The organism is Cupriavidus sp. UBA2010, from assembly GCF_002335265.1.
Classification (GTDB): domain Bacteria; phylum Pseudomonadota; class Gammaproteobacteria; order Burkholderiales; family Burkholderiaceae; genus Cupriavidus; species Cupriavidus metallidurans.
The window spans coordinates 149,608-168,639 of the sequence record NZ_DDCI01000023.1 but is presented as its reverse complement, the minus strand read 5'-3'; the positions used below and the strand labels follow the sequence as shown (position 1 = coordinate 168,639).

General features: G+C 64.0%; 14 protein-coding genes. 10 read left to right on the top strand and 4 right to left on the bottom strand.

Annotated features, from left to right (window positions below; all coding sequences use genetic code 11):
* Nucleotides 1-52: 52 nt before the first annotated feature.
* Nucleotides 53-1,177, bottom strand: coding sequence for a porin (locus B2246_RS18410; RefSeq protein WP_286882568.1), 1,125 nt, complete (start codon nt 1,175-1,177; stop codon nt 53-55).
* Nucleotides 1,178-1,272: 95 nt separating this feature from the next.
* Here B2246_RS18410 and B2246_RS18405 point away from each other — a divergent pair, with 95 nt between their 5' ends.
* Both B2246_RS18405 and B2246_RS18400 read left to right on the top strand, forming a co-directional pair.
* Nucleotides 1,273-1,983, top strand: a complete 711-nt coding sequence (locus B2246_RS18405) for a YoaK family protein (RefSeq protein ID WP_186425682.1) — start codon at nt 1,273-1,275, stop codon at nt 1,981-1,983.
* A 95-nt stretch (nt 1,984-2,078) separates the two neighbouring features.
* Complete coding sequence (locus tag B2246_RS18400) at nt 2,079-3,305, top strand: CaiB/BaiF CoA transferase family protein (RefSeq protein ID WP_008644300.1); 1,227 nt, start codon at nt 2,079-2,081, stop codon at nt 3,303-3,305.
* A 14-nt stretch (nt 3,306-3,319) separates the two neighbouring features.
* On the opposite strand, the gene B2246_RS18395 is transcribed toward B2246_RS18400, so the two are convergent.
* On the bottom strand, nt 3,320-4,003 hold the full coding sequence (locus B2246_RS18395; RefSeq protein ID WP_008644299.1) for a GntR family transcriptional regulator: 684 nt from the start codon (nt 4,001-4,003) through the stop codon (nt 3,320-3,322).
* A gap of 173 nt (nt 4,004-4,176) precedes the next feature.
* On the opposite strand from B2246_RS18395, the gene B2246_RS18390 reads away from it, so the two are divergent.
* The 4 genes from B2246_RS18390 (at nt 4,177) to B2246_RS18375 (ending at nt 7,821) form a co-directional block, all read left to right on the top strand.
* Nucleotides 4,177-4,935 carry an enoyl-CoA hydratase/isomerase family protein gene (locus B2246_RS18390; RefSeq protein WP_286882567.1) on the top strand — a complete coding sequence of 253 codons (759 nt, stop codon included), beginning with the start codon at nt 4,177-4,179 and terminating at the stop codon, nt 4,933-4,935.
* Nucleotides 4,936-4,982: 47 nt separating this feature from the next.
* Nucleotides 4,983-5,969: a Bug family tripartite tricarboxylate transporter substrate binding protein gene (locus B2246_RS18385; RefSeq protein WP_215243070.1), complete on the top strand. Its 987-nt coding sequence runs from the start codon at nt 4,983-4,985 to the stop codon at nt 5,967-5,969.
* 99 nt (nt 5,970-6,068) lie between these two features.
* Entirely contained in the window at nt 6,069-6,704 is a 636-nt protein-coding gene (locus B2246_RS18380; RefSeq protein WP_011518597.1) for a TetR/AcrR family transcriptional regulator, read from the top strand.
* A gap of 7 nt (nt 6,705-6,711) precedes the next feature.
* Complete coding sequence (locus B2246_RS18375; RefSeq protein WP_286882566.1) at nt 6,712-7,821, top strand: alkene reductase; 1,110 nt, start codon at nt 6,712-6,714, stop codon at nt 7,819-7,821.
* 50 nt (nt 7,822-7,871) lie between these two features.
* On the opposite strand, the gene B2246_RS18370 is transcribed toward B2246_RS18375, so the two are convergent.
* Nucleotides 7,872-9,857, bottom strand: coding sequence for a sigma-54-dependent Fis family transcriptional regulator (locus B2246_RS18370; protein WP_008644289.1), 1,986 nt, complete (start codon nt 9,855-9,857; stop codon nt 7,872-7,874).
* A 325-nt stretch (nt 9,858-10,182) separates the two neighbouring features.
* On the opposite strand from B2246_RS18370, the gene B2246_RS18365 reads away from it, so the two are divergent.
* From B2246_RS18365 to B2246_RS18355, 3 genes are read left to right on the top strand one after another with little or no spacing between them, the layout of a single operon-like run.
* The gene (locus B2246_RS18365) at nt 10,183-12,327 is read left to right on the top strand and encodes a hydantoinase/oxoprolinase family protein (protein WP_008644287.1); all 2,145 of its coding nucleotides are present in this window, start codon (nt 10,183-10,185) and stop codon (nt 12,325-12,327) included.
* Between the two features lie 11 nt (nt 12,328-12,338).
* Nucleotides 12,339-14,663 carry a hydantoinase B/oxoprolinase family protein gene (locus B2246_RS18360; protein WP_008644283.1) on the top strand — a complete coding sequence of 775 codons (2,325 nt, stop codon included), beginning with the start codon at nt 12,339-12,341 and terminating at the stop codon, nt 14,661-14,663.
* A 23-nt stretch (nt 14,664-14,686) separates the two neighbouring features.
* On the top strand, nt 14,687-15,196 hold the full coding sequence (locus B2246_RS18355) for an acetone carboxylase subunit gamma (protein ID WP_008644281.1): 510 nt from the start codon (nt 14,687-14,689) through the stop codon (nt 15,194-15,196).
* 101 nt (nt 15,197-15,297) lie between these two features.
* Here B2246_RS18355 and B2246_RS18350 read toward each other — a convergent pair whose 3' ends face one another.
* Nucleotides 15,298-17,067, bottom strand: a complete 1,770-nt coding sequence (locus tag B2246_RS18350) for a hypothetical protein (protein WP_008644280.1) — start codon at nt 17,065-17,067, stop codon at nt 15,298-15,300.
* Between the two features lie 200 nt (nt 17,068-17,267).
* Here B2246_RS18350 and B2246_RS18345 point away from each other — a divergent pair, with 200 nt between their 5' ends.
* Complete coding sequence (locus B2246_RS18345) at nt 17,268-19,028, top strand: tetratricopeptide repeat protein (RefSeq protein WP_286882565.1); 1,761 nt, start codon at nt 17,268-17,270, stop codon at nt 19,026-19,028.
* Nucleotides 19,029-19,032 lie beyond the last annotated feature (4 nt).

Here is a 19,032-nt window from a genome sequence, read left to right as displayed (position 1 = left end):
CTTGCCTGGGCGTCGCTTCCTTTCGCCCATGGCGGAACGGCGCGCTCGGGTGCTAGAAGTTATGCCGCATGGCCAGTGCAAAGGTCTGCGGGTCGGCGCCGGCCTTCACGCCCAGACCGTTGATGGCGAAGTCATAGAGGGCGTTCCGCTTGTTATTGATCCGGCTGTAGTAGGTATAGATCGACGTGCGCTTGGAAAGCGGATAGTCGTAGCCAACAGTGATCTGCGTGGCGCCGGTCTCGGGGCCGGCATGGAATGACCCAATCGTCTCGGTCGCATTGCCCGCGCCGTTGCTGGCGAACGTGAAGCCGATCTTCACGCTGCCGGGTCCGAGCTTCTGGACCAGTGAGGTGTAATAGCTGTTGCGCGTCAGGTCGCCGGTGGCAGTGCGATAGTGCAATCGCTCGTACACCAGGGCGATCGTCGTCGTGGGGAACTGGTAGGAGACGCCGACCTTCATGCCATCGTCGTTACGGCCGGCGGTCTGATAGTGCTGATGGATCTCGTAGGCCATCGACACACTGAGCGGGCCGCGTTCGTACGCACCCGCGAACGAGTACAGCGCCGGATTACGCGGCACGCTGATCTTTTCTTCCGGCAGGCCCCAGGTCATCGCGCCGCTTAACCCGTGCCATTGCGGCGACTGGTAATGCAGGGAGTTCTGCTGGCGCCGGTCGAACGAGTTGGTGTTCTGGACGTTGTCCGTGGTGGCGGCCGCGCCATTGCCCATGATCGACATATAGCCGGCGGTGGTCGGGTAATAGGGGTCGAGGGTCTTGGTCGAGGTGGTATATGCCGTATCCCAGTTGCCCATGAATACGGTGCCATACGGGCTGGCCATGCCGAGCCGCGTGTCGCGCGCGGCGATCTGCCCCGCGCCGGTGTCGATCGACAGCGTGCTCTCGACCTGCCAGATGGCCTTGAGCCCATACCCGAGCGCTTCCTCGCCGCGAATACCGAAGACGGACCGGTTGTTGGTCAGCCGCGCAGTGCCGCCCAGGTGGGTGCCATCGGTCGCGGTGGAGGCTGACGCGTACTCGACGGCCGTATTGAGTCGCCCGTAAATCACAACGGATGACTGGGCGTTGGCCGTGCCGACCAGGCAGGTGGCCGAGGCCGCCAACGCCGCTATCGTCGCCAGGGGGCGCAGCCAGTGCCACACGCCAACTCTTGTCATCTCGCGCTCCCCCGTTGGTTTGATTCCTATAGTAGTGAAGCGTCGCACGGACGGGAATCGACGTTGATCGATAGAGGGACCACTACAAGGGAATCATGGCGCTCGAGAACCAGAAACCTATTCCGGCCAGCATGCACGGCTGTGTGCTGTCGTTTGTCGCAGGCTTTGTTGATGTGGTTGGCTTTGTCGCCCTGTTCGGGCTGTTCACGGCCCACGTGACCGGCAACTTCATCATGATCGGCGTGGAGTTGACTGGGAACTCGGACGGCCTGGCGACCAAGCTGCTGGCACTGCCGGCCTTTGTCATCGCGGTGGCCGCCACACGTGTGCTCGAGGCGAATTTCGCGCGACGCCAGCGTCCGGTGGTTGCGCTGCTGCTCGCCATCGAATGCCTGTTCCTGCTGCTGTTCATCGGCACCGGGCTTTGGGCGAAGGCTGGCGCTGGCCTGACTGCCAATGCGTTGCCGTCCACGCTTGCGGGAATGCTGGCCGTGGTGGCCATGGGCATCCAGAACGCGTTGTCCCGTACCGCGCTGGCCGACCTGGGGCCGACCACCATCATGACTGGCAATACCACCCAGGTCGTGATCGATCTCGTCGATCTGACTTCCGCCAGCCCGGAACAGACCGGGGCGATCGTCACGCGGCTGCGCAAGATGCTGCCAGCCGTGGTGGGGTTTGCCGCCGGCGCGGTGCTCGGCGCGCTTGCCTATCAGGCGGTCAGTTTCTGGTGCGTCTTTCTGCCGGTGCTGCTGCTGGCGGCGGTGTGTCGCCAGCGTTGGCCCGGCCGGGTGGCGTTGGCCTGAACCGAGGTTCACCAGCCGCCGAAATTTCGCCTTTTTGATTTGAAATATTTTGGTGTACCATCCGCATACATTAACAGCGTCAAAGTATGCAAAAAATGGAAGCCAATGAGTTTCGCCCGCTGGCTGGCGTAAAAGTGCTTGAGTTGTCACAGATTCTGGCGGGCCCCACCTGTGGGCTGATGCTGGGCGATCTCGGGGCCGACGTGGTCAAGATCGAGCGATTTCCTGCCGGGGATGACGCGCGGAAGTACCGTCGGCCGGGCGACAGCGGATTGCCGCCTTCCTTCCTGATTGTCAATCGCGGCAAGCGGTCGCTCGGACTTGACCTGCGCAAGGAAGAGGGCAAGGCCGTGCTCAAGCGGATGGTTGCCCAGGCCGATGTGCTGACCGAGAACTTCCGTCTGGGAGTGATGGAGAAACTGGGCCTTGGCTACGACGTGCTGCGCGAGGTGAATCCGGCCCTGATCTACTGCTCGATTACCGGATACGGACGGACGGGGCCGCTGGCCAGCAAGGGCGGTTTCGACCTGATTCTGCAGGCGTTCTCGGGGCTCATCAGCGTGACGGGAGAGCCGGGCCGCGACCCGGTCAAGCCGGGCATGTCGATCGCCGATGTCAATGCTGGCATCCTGGCCGCATTCGGTATCCTGGCCGCGTACATCAACCGGCTACGCACGGGCGAGGGCTCGCGCGTCGAGACCTCGCTGCTGCAGGCGTCGATGCAGCAGCTTTACTGGTACGCGGCGGCCTACTTCTCGACCGGGGCGATTGCGAAGCCGGTCGGCACGGCGCATCCGCTCATCGCGCCTTACCAGGTGTATCAATGCGCTGATGGCGGTATCGCGCTCGGGGGCGCCAATCAGACCAACTGGGAGCGCATCGCCGACGTGCTGGGCCATCCGGAGTGGAAGGCCGATCCGCGTTTCGACAGCGCGGCGGAAAGACTCGCGCGCCGTGCCGAACTTGAAGTGTTGATCACCGATGTCCTGAGGGGCGCGCCCGTGGCGACGTGGGTGGAGCGATTCGATGCCGTGGGGGTGCCTGTCGGCCCGGTTCAGAACGTGGGGCAGGCACTGGAGCATCCGCAGGCGAAGGCAGTCGGGATGGTCATGGAAGCCCGCAAGCCAGGCGGCGGCGTGACGCGCGCGCTGGGGCTACCCGTCCTGTTCGACGGGGGCAACGCCAGCTTGACCGGCCCGGCCCCCGCGCTGGGCGAGCATTCCAGTTCGGTGCTGCAGGAGTTTGGATTTGCCGCGGGAGAGATCGAGGACCTGCTACGCAACGCCGTGGTCCACGACTGCGCTCATCCGGTCGCGGCGTGATGCGCGTGATGTGTTTACGGGCGACGTCCGCGGCTGACCGCCGCGCCATCGTCGGGCATCGCCGCGATCATGTCGGCATAGACATTGCCGCCCGCGGAGATGTGCCGGACCATCGCTTCGGCGGCGGCATCCTCGTCGCCAACCTTGATCGCGTCGAGCACGGCCTTGTGCTCGGCCAGCGATGCGCGAACGCGCGCGGGGTGCTCGAAGCGGTAGTCCCGCATGCCACGCATCCGCGCGCGCATGGTGCGGATCTGCTTGGCCAGGATGTCGTTGCGACTGCCCTCGTAGAGCACGCCATGGAATTCGTCGTTGGCGGCGCGGTAGGCCTCGGCATCTCCCTGCGCGGCCGCGCACGCTTCGTACGCGGTCTCCAGCGCGTCCCGCTCCGCCGGTGTCATGCGGCGCGAGGCGAGTCGGGCGGCAAGCGATTCCAGCTGGACCAGGATCTCACTCAGCGCGACGTAGTCGCGCAATGTAATCGACGACACGATCGCGCCCTGGCGCGGCACCAGGGTGACGAGTCCCGCCGAGGCGAGCTGGATCAGCGCCTCGCGCGCGGGCGTGCGGGACACGCCGAAACGGTCGATCAGTTGCTGTTCATCGATCTGGGTGCCGCTCGGCAGGTGCCCGGACAGGATTTCCTGCTCTATCTCGGACCTGATGGTCTCGGTGCGGCTCTTCTTTTCTTCCGACATGCCTGTGTTCATCGCTGTAGATGTGGCGATTCTACGCTGCTGCCGGCGCTTTCCGGCCGCCTTCCGGCCCGGAGTTCGATCTTTTTCGTCGTTTATGTACACATAACGTTAGCTTGCGCATGCACAGATTTGCTGCGTGAGCGCCTTTACACACCTTCATCCCCAAACCTCCCATGACCGACACATCCGGACTGCCCTCGCTCGCCATCGAAGGGCGAGTTGCCACCATCACATTCCAGCGCCCCGACGTCGCCAATCGCCTTGGGCCCGATGACCTTGACGAGATTCATCGCCATATCGAAACGGTGAACGCCAGCGAAGCGCTCGTTCTGCGGATTCGTGGCACCGGCAAGTACTTCTGCAGCGGCTTCGATATCGGCAAGCTCGCGGCGGGTCAGCGTGGGTCGGGCTTTGAGGAACTCGTCAACGCGGTCGAGGACTGCCGACCCGTCACCATCGCCGCGCTTAACGGTGGCGTCTATGGCGGCGGCACCGATCTCGCGCTCGCGTGCGACTTCCGCGTTGGCGTACCGACGACCGACATGTTCATGCCCGCCGCGCGTCTCGGCCTGCATTTCTACAAGCGTGGCATGGAGCGATACGTGACCAGGCTCGGCCTGGACACGGCCAAGCGGCTCTTCCTGACCGCGGCCCGGCTCGAGTCGGACGAACTGCTGCGCTGCGGCTTTCTGACATCGCTGGTCGACGCTGCCGACCTCGACGCGAACGTCGATGCGCTGAGCGAAACGGTCGCCAGCATGGCGCCGCTCGCGGTGCTTGGGATGAAAAAACACCTCAACCGGATTGCCCGGGGCGTGCTCGATGTCGAGGAACTGGCTGTCGACGTTGCACGCGCCGCGCAATCGGCTGACATCAAGGAGGGCGCGCTGGCCTGGAGGGAAAAGCGCAAACCAAGGTTCCAGGGCAACTAGTCCAGGGAGCCGGCTTTCATCAGTAGAACCGAAATGGAGACAGAAGCATGAAGATTGCGAAGGCATCGAGGGTATGCATCGCCGCCGCGTTGCTGGTGCCGATGACGCTGGCGTGGGCGCAGGGCCCTGCCGCGTATCCAACCAAACCGATCCGGCTGATCGTCGGTTTCCCGCCGGGCGGCGGCGCGGATGCCGTGGCGCGCATCGTCGCGGAGAGAATGTCCCGGGACCTGGGGCAGAGCATCATCATCGACAACAAGCCCGGCGCCGGCACGACCATCGCGGCGGAAGCGGCAGCCCGCGCCGAGCCCGATGGCTATACGGTCTTCATGGGTAGCGCGAACCTCTTCGGAGCGGACAAGGTCCTCTACAAGACGATTCGCTACGACGGGCAGAAGGACTTCACGCCAATCTCGCGCTGGACCATCGCGCCGATGGTCCTGGCGGTGAATAACGATATCGGTGTGAAGTCGGTGCAGGAACTGATCGCCAAGGCGAAGCAGAATCCCGGCAAGTACTTCTATGCTTCATCCGGCAGCGGCGGGGCGCCGCATATGGCTGGCGTCTACTTCAACAAGCTCGGCGGCACGCGGATGGAGCACGTGCCGTTCAAGGGCGGCGCGCCGGCCGTGACGGCCGTGATTGCTGGCGATGCGCAGATGATCTTCGCCACGCCGCCGTCGGTGCTGCCGATGGTGGAGACCGGCAAGCTCAAGGCGCTGGCCGTGACGTCGGAGAAGCGGTCGCCCTTGCTGCCGAACCTGCCGACAGTGTCGGAGAGCGGCGTCAAGGGCTACGACTTCACGTTCTGGTTCGGGTTGTTTGGCCCGGCCAATCTACCGCCCGATGTCGTGCGCAAGCTTTTTGCCGCAAGCCAGAAGGCATTGAGCGATCCCGAGGTGGTGCAGAAGCTCGCGGCGCAAGGCAACCAGGCGCTGCCTTCTGCGTCGCCGGATGAATTCCGCAAATGGGCGTTGGCGGAAGGCGCCAAGTCCAAGCAATTGATTGAGCAGTCTGGCGCACATCTGGACTAGGCTGGGCGGAGCAGGGCCGCCAGGCCCACGGCCAATGGCGGAAATAGTGACGATTCAGGCGTTTGACTTTTTAAGACGACTGGTCATATTATTTCCGCCATGGCTCGTACATCAGACAAGACCGACATTCCGAACCGCCTGACCAAGGCGGGTCGCGAACTGTTCTCCCACCACGGCTACAACGCCACCGGCATCCAGCAGATCACCGATCACGCTGGCGTGCCGAAGGGCTCGTTCTACAACCACTTCGAAAGCAAGGAAGCGTTCGCGGCAGCGATCATCGCGGAGTACGCCGATTATCTGCACCGCTCATGGGAAGCCATGATGGAGGACGCCCCGCCCGAGCCGATGGCGGCGATCCGCTATGTCTTCACGCGGATGATTGCCTATCACGAATGCTGCCCCACGCAGGCGGGTTGCCTGATCGGCAACTTCGCTGCCGAGATCGCCTTGACGAGCGATACCTGTCGGGCCGTGCTGCAGGACGCCCAGTTCGCCTGGCGCGAACGGCTGGCCGGCATGATCAGCCTTGCCCAGGCGCATGGTGAGATCCGCGCCGATATCGCGTCAGCCGAGCTCTCGGGGCTCGTCTGGGATACGTGGGAAGGCGCCTTGCTGCGTATGAAGATTGAACGCTCGGTTGCCCCGCTGCGCCGCAGCGTCGACCTGATGTTCGACCACCTGTTCCAGCCGGCCGCCGCGGCCGGCATCCACCACAGTCCAACCTTGGAGTAAGTCATTCATGGGTGCACAGACCGAAGCATTCCTCACCGAAGCCCTGTTTCAGCCGATCAAGCTGGGCCGTATCGAACTCGCCAACCGCATGGCCATGGCACCGCTCACGCGCAGCCGCGCCGATGACGATCTGGTGCCGACCGAGATGGTGGTCGAGTACTACCGCCAGCGCGCCAGCGTCGGCCTGATCATCGCCGAAGCCACGCAGGTTTCGGAGACTGCCCAGGGCTACACGAACACCCCCGGCGTCTACACGCCCGAGCAGATCGCGGCCTGGAAGACGGTAACCGACGCCGTGCACGCGCAAGGCGGCAAGATCTTCCTGCAGATCTGGCATACGGGTCGCATGTCGCACTCGCATTTCCAGCCGGACAATCAGGCACCGGTGGCGCCTTCGGCCATTGCGGCCAATGCCAAGACGTATATCAATGGCCAGGGCTACGTCGAATGCTCGCTGCCGCGCGCGCTGGAAGCTTCGGAAATTCCGGAGATCGTGAATGACTTCCGCGTCGCCGCAGCCAACGCGATCAAGGCTGGCTTCGATGGCGTCGAAGTGCATGGCGCGCACGGCTATCTGCTCGATGCCTTCCTGCGCGATGGCACGAACAAGCGTACCGACGCCTACGGCGGCAGTATCGAGAACCGCGCCCGCTTCCTGCTTGAAGTCATGGCGGCGGTGACTGCCGAAATCGGTGCCGATCGCGTGGGTGTCCGACTGGCGCCGGTGTCGCCGGTCAACGATGCGGTGGAAAGCAATCCGCAGCCGCTGTTCGAATACGTCGTGCGTGAGCTGGAAAAACTCCATCCGGTGTACATCCACGTGGTCGAAGGCTACACGGGTGGCCCGCGCGACAACGTGCCGTTCGACTACGAGGCGCTGCACCGCCTGTACTCGGGCGTGTGGATGCTCAATAACGGCTACAGCAAGGAAATGGCCGAAGAAGCGATCCGCAGTGGCCGTGCCGACATGGTCTCGTTCGGCCGCAAGATGATCACCAACCCCGACCTGCCGCGTCGCTTCCGTGAGAACCAGCCGCTGAACAGTCCGTTCGAGGACGCGTCGCTCTACGGTGGTACTGGCCCGCACGGCTACGTCGACTATCCGGCATTGGCCTGATCTTCGGCATTGCGCGCTCTACGGGCAGGTTTGCATCCGGGGCTATGTCCTTAGGTCCGGATCGCGGCAAGCTTGACGTAGAGCGTGCTTCTTGAAATCCCCAGCGTTCTGGCGGCCCTTGAAAGGTTGCCGCGCGCATCGTTGATGGCGGCGAGTATCGCCTGCCGCTCCAGATCGTCGAGGCGGCCAGACGCTGCCGATATCGGTATCGGGGCCAGAGCCGTCGCGTCTCCGGCCGGCCCGGATTCGACGAGGGAGGACAACATCGACACATCGATGCCATTGTTCTCGCCGAGCGCGAACATGACCTCGAACACGTTCTGTAGTTCACGAATATTCCCGGGCCAGCGATAGCGCACCAGTGTCTGATAGACCGACGGTTCGATCCGCTTCGGCGGGCACCCGTACTTGCGCGCGAGCTTGTGGTTGAGGTGATTGACGATGGACTCGATATCGCCAGGCCGGTCGCGCAAGGCCGGAAGCTGCAGACTGACCGCGCAGAGACGGTGGTACAGATCCTCGCGAAAGCGCCCGGCGGCAATTTCCTTCTGCAGATCGCGGTTGGTCGCGGCGACAAGTCGCACCGATACCTGCCGCTCCCTCGTATCCCCCAGACGAACCACCACGCCATCCTGCAGCACACGCAATAGATGCGGCTGCATGTCGAGCGGCATCTCGCCGATCTCGTCGAGGAACAGCGTGCCGCCTGCGGCCTGTTCGAATTTTCCGGGATGGCCGCCGCGACGCGCCCCCGTGAAGGCGCCTTCCGCGTAGCCAAATAGCTCGCTGGCCAGCAATTCGCGCGTCAGAGCGCCGCAATTCACGGCAACGAATGGACCGTCGGGCCGCTTGCCAGACCGATGCAATGCGCGTGCGAACAGCTCCTTGCCCGCGCCGGTCTCACCGACCAGCAGCACGGGCAGATCGAGCGACGCGATACGGCGGGCGCGTGCCTTGGTGGCGGCGAGAATTTCGCTCTCGCCGATGATCTCGGTGAACGGGTCATCCGTTGTCACCGCAGTCGGGGCGGCGGGGAGTGAAATGCTGGTCCGGCCCGGGCGTGCCGCGAGTGGAATCACGAGCATCGTGCCGAGCAGTCCTTCGCGATCCTTGACCGTGTGAAGCCATTCGGGCCGCAGCCAGCCCGGGCGCTGACGTATTTGATCGACCTCCGTCTGTGTGAGGTCGAGCCCTGGTATCGCGCTGCCGGTCTCCAGCGCGAAACGTACACCATGGGCATCCCCGGCGGCCTGCGAGTGGCCGTTGATACGAACGACACGGCCGCGGAAATCGGCAAGGACCACGAAGTCGCTGGCATAGCGCACGAAATCGTCGATGGAGCGGGCCAGCAGCCGCTCGTGCATCGCCACGTCGCGCCGAGCCAGCTCGCTCTCGATCTGCCGGGCCGCCGCCACCACCAGACCGAGGGTGTGCCCGTGGAATGACTCCTTCACGCCCGAAACATCAACGACGCCAAGCAGGTGACGTCCGAACGGATCGAGTATCGGCGCGGCGGCGCAGGTCCAGCGTTTGACGTCCCAGCAGAAATGCTCGCTGGCATGGATCTGCACCGGCGCGACGGTGGCGATCGCGGTGCCGATGGCATTGGTGCCGATCACTTCCTCACTCCAGCATCCGCCCATGGCAAGGTTGACTTCCTCGCCGACGCTGCGCACGCGGGTCGAGCCATTGAGCTGAAGGATGGTGCCGTCGGTGTCGCTGAGCATGATCAGCGTGCCGCATTCGCGCAAGATGTCGCGCAGGCCTTCGAGCGCCGGACCCGCTGCGTCGCAGAGGTCACGGTTTTGGGTGCGCAGTTGGCGAAGGCGATCGTCGGCGGCGCCCGGCGCCGAATGCAGGGTCGGGTCGACAGCCTCGGAACGACACCGCTGCCAGGAAGCGAGGACAACTCTGCGTACGCCATCCCCCTCATGTGGATGATGGGGATGGTCCCGCAGGAAGCGTTCCCAGGCCGAGGCCACGACAGGTTCGTCGCTGATGCGGGGGACCAGAGTGCCGTAGTGGGTGAACGGCATGGAGCGATCACTCTCAGTTGATTCCGGCAACCGTAGCCCCACGCTTTTCGCAAGTCAACAATTCTCTTTGCAATCAAGGGTTTGTGCTGTGCAGCAGGGGCGCGAAAGTGTCCGGAATCCGGACACTTTCGCGTAGACGTCCGGAAATTGCACAACGTTGGGCGTTGATTGCCCCATGCCCGAACTGGCCAGTCGGTGACGGCAAGGCATTGATTTCAATCACATGTGATCGGCTCCTGCAGGTGCCAATGCCGCCTGGCATGTCCCTTGCCATGAAGGGTGTGTGGGACCTCCCACGACGATGACACCAATGACAGGAGACAACATGCAATCCCACTCCACCGTACAGGTGATGGGCATCGATGCAGGCGGCACGATGACCGATACATTCTTCGTGCGCTCGGACGGCCGGTTCGTGGTCGGCAAGGCGCAGAGCAACCCCGGCGACGAATCGCTGGCCATCTACAACTCGTCGGAGGATGCGCTGGCGCACTGGGAGCGCACCGTGGATGACGTCTACCCGGAACTGCTGACCTGCGTGTATTCCGGCACGGCGATGCTCAACCGCATTCTTATGCGCAAGGGCCTGGACGTCGGCCTTATCTGCAATCGCGGTTTCGAGCAGATCCATTCGATGGGGCGTGCGCTGCAGAGCTATCTGGGCTACGCATTGGAGGACCGCATTCACCTGAACACGCATCGCTACGACGAACCGCTGGTGCCTGTCTCGCGCACGCGTGGCGTGACCGAGCGCACGGATGTGCAGGGCAGGGTCGTCATTCCGCTGCGAGAGGAAGAAGTCCGGCAGGCCACGCGCGAACTGGTGGAGGCCAAGTCGCAGGCGATCGTCATCTGCCTGCTGCAATCCCACAAGAACGAGTCCAGCGAACAACGTGCGCGCGACATCGTGCAGGATGAACTGACGAAGCTGAAGGTCGATGTCCCGGTGTTTGCGTCGGTGGACTATTACCCGTCGCGCAAGGAAAGCCACCGGATGAACACCACAATCCTCGAGGCCTACGGCGCGGAGCCCTCGCGGCAGACGCTGAAGAAGGTCAGCGACCGCTTCAAGAAACACGGTGCCAAGTTCGATCTGCGTGTGATGGCCACCCATGGCGGCACGATCAGCTGGAAGGCGAAGGAACTGGCGCGGACGATCGTGTCGGGGCCGATTGGTGGCGTGATCGGATCGAAGCTCCTGGGCGAGGCGCTGGGCGACGAGAACATCGCATGCTCGGACATCGGCGGCACCAGCTTCGACGTGGCGCTGATCACCAAGGGCAACTTCGCGATCAAGTCGGACCCCGACATGGCGCGCCTCGTGCTGTCGCTGCCGCTGGTGGCGATGGACTCCGTGGGCGCGGGCGCTGGCAGCTTCGTGCGGCTTGACCCGTACAGCAAGTCGATCAAGCTAGGGCCCGACAGCGCCGGCTACCGCGTGGGTACCTGCTGGCCGGAGAGCGGGCTGGATACGGTCACCGTCTCCGACTGCCACGTCGTGCTGGGCTATCTGAACCCGGAGAACTTTCTTGGCGGTGCGATCAAGCTCGATGTGGAACGCGCCCGCCAGCACATCAAGGTACAGATCGCAGATCCGCTCGGGCTGTCGGTCGAGGACGCGGCAGCAGGGGTAATCGAATTGCTGGACCTCACGCTGTCCGAGTATCTGCGCGCCAACATCAGCGCCAAGGGCTACAACCCTGCCGAGTTCACATGCTTTTCTTACGGCGGCGCGGGCCCCGTGCATACCTACGGATACACCGGCGGCGTCGGCTTCAAGGACGTGGTGGTGCCGGCCTGGGCGGCTGGCTTCTCGGCCTTCGGCTGCGCCTGCGCGGACTTCGAGTATCGCTATGACAAATCGGTGGATCTCGGTGTCGGGCAATTCGCACCGGACGCCAGCAAGGAGACCGCGTGCCGGATCCTGCAGGAAGCGTGGTCGGAACTGGCCGTCAAGGTGATCGAGGAGTTCCGGACCAACGGCTTTGATGCCAGGGACGTCGTGTTGATCCCGGGCTACAAGATGCAGTACATGGGGCAGCTCAATGATCTCGAGATCGTCTCGCCGGTAGCCACCGCGTCGTCCGCCGAGGACTGGGACCGCATCGTCGACGCGTTCGAGAATACCTACGGGCGCGTCTACGCCAGTTCGGCCCGCTCGCCGGAACTGGGCTTTTCGATCACGGGAGCCATCCTGCGCGGCATGGTGGTCACGCAGAAGCCCGTGCTGCCAGAGGACCCGGACGCCGGTCCAACGCCACCCGGGGAGGCCTACCTGGGGGTTAGGCCCTTCTACCGCCACAAGGAATGGATGGATGCCGCGCTCTGGAAGATGGAGTCGCTCAAGGCCGGCAACCACATCGTGGGTCCCGCCATCATCGAATCCGACGCCACCACGTTCGTGGTGCCGGGCGGCTTCGAAACCACGATCGACAAGCACCGCCTGTTCCATCTCAAGGAAGTCAAATAAGGAGACACATCATGAACATGATGAGCAACAAGGAAGTCGGGTTCGCCGATCTGTTGAAGAACGGCCAGACCCTCAAGGAATTTCGCGACGCCATCCTCGCCCGTACCGAAGAATCTGGCCACTACAACGGCCTTACCAGTCTGGACTTCCGGGACAGCGACCCGATCGGATACGAGAAGCTGTTTTCCAAGCTGCGGGGTGGACTGGTCCATGCACGTGAAACCGCCAAGAAGATTGCCGCCAGCCCGATCGTCGAGCAGGAGGGCGAGCTCTGCTTCACGCTGTATAACGCGGTCGGGGACTGTGTGCTGACCTCCACCGGCATCATCATCCACGTGGGCACGATGGGTGCGGCGATCAAGTACATGATCGAGAACAACTGGGAGGCCAACCCCGGCATCCATCCCGGCGACATGTTCACGAACAACGACTGCTCCATCGGCAACGTGCACCCATGCGACATCGCTACGATCGTGCCGATCTTCTGGGAAGGCAAGCTGATCGGCTGGGTGGGCGGCGTGACGCATGTCATCGACACGGGCTCCGTAACGCCAGGCTCCATGTCCACGGGCCAGACGCAACGCTTCGGCGACGGCTACATGATCACGTGCCGCAAGACGGGCGCGAACGATGTGCCGTTCCGCGACTGGCTGCATGAGTCGCAGCGCTCGGTACGCACGCCGAAATACTGGATTCTCGACGAACGGACCCGCATCGCCGGCTGCCACATGATTCGCGATCTGGTGGAGGAGGTGATCCGCGCCGACGGCATCGAGGCCTACGAGAAGTTCGGCTACGAAGTCATCGAGGAAGGCCGCCGCGGGCTCCTGAGCCGCATCAAGGCCATGACGCTGCCAGGCAAGTACCGCAAGGTATCGTTCGTCGACGTGCCGTACAAGCATCCGGACGTGCAGGTCTCCAACGCCTTTGCCAAGCTCGACTCCATCATGCATTCGCCGGTGGAAATGACGATCCGCCCGGACGGCAAGTGGCGCCTGGATTTCGAAGGCGCGAGCCGCTGGGGTTGGCACACGTTCAATGCCCACCAGGTGGCCTTCACCTCGGGCATCTGGGTGATGATGTGTCAGACCCTGGTGCCGACCCAGCGTATCAACGACGGCGCCTACTTCGCCACCGAGTTCCGGCTGCCCAAGGGCACATGGTGCAATCCCGATGACCGGCGCACCGGCCATGCGTATGCCTGGCATTTTCTGGTGTCCGGCTGGGCGGCGCTGTGGCGTGGTCTCTCTCAGTCGTACTTCAGCCGTGGCTATCTGGAGGAAGTGAACGCGGGCAACGCCAATACTTCCAACTGGCTGCAGGGTGGCGGCATCAACCAGGATGGCGAGATTCACGCGGTCAACAGCTTCGAGGCCAGCTCCTGCGGCACAGGCGCGTGCGCAGTCAAGGACGGTCTCAACCACGCCGCTGCCATCTGGAACCCGGAAGGCGACATGGGCGACATCGAGATCTGGGAGATGGCCGAGCCATTGCTCTACCTGGGCCGGAACGTCAAGGCCAACTCCGGCGGCTACGGCAAGTATCGCGGCGGCTGCGGCTTCGAGACCCTGCGCATGGTCTGGAACGCCCAGGACTGGACGATGTTCTTCATGGGCAACGGCTTCATGAACAGCGACTGGGGCATGATGGGTGGCTATCCGTCGGCCACCGGGTATCGCTTCGAAGCGCACCGCACCGGGCTGGAACAGCGCATTGCCAGCGGCGACTCATTGCCGCTTGGCGGCGACATCGACCCGGCCAATCCGGACTACGAGCGCCATATCGACGCCACCGCCGAGGTCAAGCGCGACAAGCAGTGCATCACGACCGAGGACTGCTATGCCAACCACGATCTCTACCTGAACTACCTGCGCGGCGGCCCGGGCTTCGGCGATCCACTCGATCGGGACTCGAAGGCAATCGAGGCGGACCTCAACCAGAAGTTCTTGCTGCCTGAGTATGCGCAGAAGGTCTATGGCGCTGTGTTCGCTCAGGACGCCAGGGGTGTGTTCGCGGTGGATGCCGCCAAGACCAGAAAGCGTCGCGCGGAGATCCGCAAGGAGCGCCTGGCGCGCGCGGTGCCGACGCGCGAGTGGATGAAGGAGGAGCGCGAGCGCATTCTCAACAAGCACGCATCGGTCCAGGTGCAGCACATGTTTGCCACGAGCTTTGCGTTGTCGGAGAAGTTCACGCAGAGCTTCAAGGACTTTTGGAACCTGCCCGAGGCATGGCACGTGAAAGAGGAGGAACTGGGTGTGCCGGCCTATGGCGCCAAGCACCGTATGGATCTGTCGCTGATGCCGGACGTCACCACCGTCGTCCAGGTCGAAGAGTAACCACCGCACTCAGGAGTCGAACCATGTCTGTTTATACCAACGAACAAGTCGACCACCTCGTCGAGGGGAAGCTCGACTGGGAAACCACGTTCCGCATGCTGTCGATGCCCAAGGACGAAAGCCGCTTCGAGCAGTACCTGGCGGCCTTGCAGGCGAAGGTGAGTTTTCCGGACCGCATCGTGCTGCCGCTCAGCCCGCACATGTATATCGTGCAATCGGCCGCCAGCAAGAAGTGGGTGGTCAAGTGCGACTGCGGCCACGAGTTCTGCGACTACCGCGAGAACTGGAAGCTCCATGCCTCCATCTATGTGCGTGATACCGAGGAGGCCATGGCCGAGGTCTATCCGACGCTGATGGCGCCTGATACGAGTTGGCAGGTGTATCGCGAGTACTACTGTCCGTCGTGCGGCGCGATGCATGACGTGGAGGCGCCCACCCCGTGGTATCCGGTGATCCACGATTTCGAGCCGGATATCGACGCGTTCTACAAGGAGTGGGTGCACCTGCCGGTGCCCGAGCGGGCACCAGACTGATCGGGTAGGACAGGTTTGCCGGACGGTGCGAAGCAGCGGGTGGCGCAGCCCGCCCGCTCCGCGCCGTCCGGCGCCCCTCAGTGCGTCACTGCCCTAATGCATCAGCGCGGTTGATTGACCGCAGTAGTCAGGACGCTGGGCAGGCCATTACGGAACTGATAGGCACGTTCCGTGTAGCCCGCCGGGAACAGCACGCCGCTATGCAGCTGGCCATCGCGTAGCGCGAATACCAGCTTGGCGCCTTGTCCCACCGGCCAGGCGTTCCAGCCCAGCCTTGCCACGGTGGCAGCGGCATCGCGCGACATGTCGAAAACCATCACGTTTTCGTTGCGCGCATAGATGGACCACTTGCCGGTGACCGTGGTGTAAGCGGTCATGCCGAGCGGTTGGCCCGGGCTGACCTGCGAACCGAACACCGAGTTCAGCAGCGAGAACTGCGCCGTGCCATCCGCGTTGATCTGGACCTTCACCTGGCTCATCACCGGCTCGATCATCGTGCGGCCCACGAGCTGACGGATCGACGTGAGCGGGCTGGGCAGCGCCGTGTCGTTGATGACCGCCGACGGGTAGGCCGTTGGCAGTCCCGGGGCGATCGGGCACTGGCTGTTGCTCTGGTAGGGGACCGGGCAGCCGCCAAGGTCGATCGGCAGCACCACACGGTCCGTGTCGTATGACTGGATGCCCAGGTAGCCTTGGGTGCCCGCCGGCAGCTTTGCATTCTGCAATGCCGGGGCCAGCGAGGTGTCGGGACCGAACCGGCCGCCTGTTACCGCGTCAAAGGCCGGCAGGTTGCTCATGTCCACGTCGCGCGATTCGTACTGGAACGTAATGCCGGTTACCGGATCGGTACCGGCGAGCCGGTGGCCGATGGTGGTCAGCGGTAGCGGTGCCTTCAGATCGGAGGGCTGGAGGAGCCTGGTCCAGGTGCCGTCGGCCTTCATGTCGAACTCGGACGTCGGATCGCCCAGCGATACGAAGTCGCTGGCGGCCGCCTCCCAGGCGCCGCCGGCGGTCTGGCGTGCCTGGTAGTCCTTGCGCAGCGCATTGTTCTGAATCTGGATGACGGCTTGCGTGGGGGAGCCCAGGTTCGTCATCAGCGAATCGATGTAGCTGTACACCGGCGCCGCCAATACCTTGGAGGCATCGGCCAGCGTGTACAGCGGCTTGGCGGCCTGGGTATCGACATCGGCCTGCGTCACAGCCACGTCGCCCTTGGTGACCATCGCGTTCAGCACGTTGCGCACGATCGTGGCATCGGCCTTGCCGTCCTTGGCCAGCGAGGTGATCGTGTCGATGATGGCGATGGCCTTCGCGGTGGTGGCAGCGTCGCCATTGGCCACGAAGTCGGCCGTCGGATCGACGTTGCTGCCCAGCAGTGCCTGCACCGCGCGCACCGCTTCGTCGCGACTCATGCCGGCTTCCATCTGCGCGGTCACCAGCGTCGTCAGCGGGGACACGTGCTGGCCGGTGGTGCCGCCTTCGAGCACGGCGGACATCGTGTAGCTGGCCGGGAATGTAAAGCCCGCCGGGCGGGACAGGTCCTTCGTGGCAGGCGTGACCTGCACCAGCAGGCGCTTGCCGCTGGTGTCGCCGGTGTACGGCAGCGTGAAATTGCCATTGGCGTCGGTCGTGGCCGACGGCTCGCCGCTATCGCAAACGTTGTTCGCATTCAGGTCCAGGCAGACGGTCGCGCCGACCAGATAGCCGTCGATGGCTTTGCCGGTGATCGACGGCGTGGTGACGGCCGGGGGCGTGGTCGTCGGAGGCGTGCTGGTGCTCGGGCTGTTGCTGTCACCGCTGCCACCGCATGCGGCCAGCATGGTCGCGCACAAGGCGGCAATGACGGTGGGTTTGCGTGGAATGTTGTTCACTGCTGAAAGTCTCCTGCGAGGGGAAATACGACCGGAATGGTCCGCGGACACTGACGGCAAGACGTGGCGGCTTTTCTACCCCTCCTTCGCGGGTGAACCCACAATTCGCCCGGAATCCCGGCGATCAGGTGTGCGACAGGAGCACTGGAACTAAAAAATGGGCAAAAAATGCCGATATCGCCAGGATTCACCTTCAGTCCATGCAAGCCAAGACACCCGCCTTCGAGCAAGCCATGAATGCGCACCGGCACGGCGACCTCGCAAGCGCGGAGCGCCTGTATCGCGTCGCGCTGGCATCGGACCCTCGACACGCGGGTGCGTATCACCATCTTGGTCTGCTGTGCCACCAGGCGGGCCGACCGGCCGAAGCCGTGGCGCAATTGCGGCGCGCCGCCGTGCTCGCCCCTGGCGATGCTGGTGTGATCGTCAACCTCGGCATCGCCTGCAAGGCAGCCGGCGATTTTGCCGCCGCCGTGACGTGCCTCGTCCGGGCGACGCAACTCGCACCTGCCATGCCGGCAGCGCATTTCAACCTTGGGCTTGCGTGGATGGCCGCTGGCAAGGCCGCCGAGGCGGTGGAGAGTTTCGAGGCGGTGATCCGGCTACAGCCGCAGGACGCGGCGGCGCTGGCCAACCTCGCTTCGGCAAGGTTGGCGCTCGGCCTTCATGCTGAGGCAGTGGTGGCTGCCCGTCGGGCCATCGCAACTGCCCCGGGTCAGGCGCGATTCCACGCACTGCTTGGCCATGCGTTGCAAGGGGCAGGGCATGGCGTTCCTGCGGCGGAGGCGTTCTTGCGCGCCATCGCGCTCGATCCTGCCTCCGTCGAGGCGCGTCTGGGCGCCGGCACCACCTTGTGCGCGATCGAGCGGTACGCGCAGGCCATCGAGCAACTGGGGCTGGCAACGCAACACGATGCACAATGCTCGCCCGCGTGGTTCAACCTCGGTATCGCACACCTTGCACTCGGGCACTACGTGCAAGCCGAAGCTGCGTTCCAGCGCGTGCTGGCACTGCGGCCGGGTTGGCCTGTCGCCCATTTCCACCGGGCGATGAACTGGTTGTCGGCGGGAGATTTCGCGCGTGGACTGCCGGAATACGAGTGGCGCCTGAAGCTCGATGCCTACGCTGGCGAGCCACAGTGGCCGCGCTGGTCGGGCGCGCCGCTCGACGGCTGCCTGGTCGTCGACGCAGAACAAGGCCTCGGCGACACGCTCCATTTCCTGCGCTTCGTGCCACTTGCAAGCGACCGTGTGGGCAAGGTGGTCCTGCGTGTGCAATCGGCATTGCTGCGGCTGCTCAAGCCGCTGGAGTTGCAGTGGGGAGTTTCAATCGTCGCGCTGGACGATGCGCCGCCCGAGGCGCAAGCGTGGTGCCCGCTGATGAGTCTGCCGCTCATGCTTGGCACGTCGATGGACAGCATTCCGGACATGCCGGCGCCGCTGCCGGTGCCCGAGGCCAGCCGCGAGACGTGGCGCGCCAGATTGTCGGGCCTGAAGCGCCGTCGCGTCGGCATCGCCTGGTCGGGACGGATACGCGCCAACGAGAACCGCGCCATCCCGCTGCATCTGCTCGCGCCGCTATTCGCGCGCGATGACATCGACTGGATTGTGCTGCAGCGGGACATCCCCGCCGATGATGCGCAACACCTTGCCATGTACGCCGGCACCGGACGGCTGCATGATTTCAGGCATCACATCGAGGACATGGCCGACACCGCGGCGATCATCGGAACGCTCGACGCCGTTGTGTCGATCGACACCGCCATTGCGCATCTTGCCGGTGCCATGGGCAAGCCACTGTGGCTGATGCTCGCCGTGGCCGCTGACTGGCGCTGGCGGCAGGATGCGACGCACAGTCGCTGGTATCCGTCTGCACGGCTGGTCAGGCAGACCACGCCGGGCGACTGGCTGCCCGTGATCGCCGCGGTGAACGAGGCCTTGAACGTGGTCTTGGCAGGATGAGATC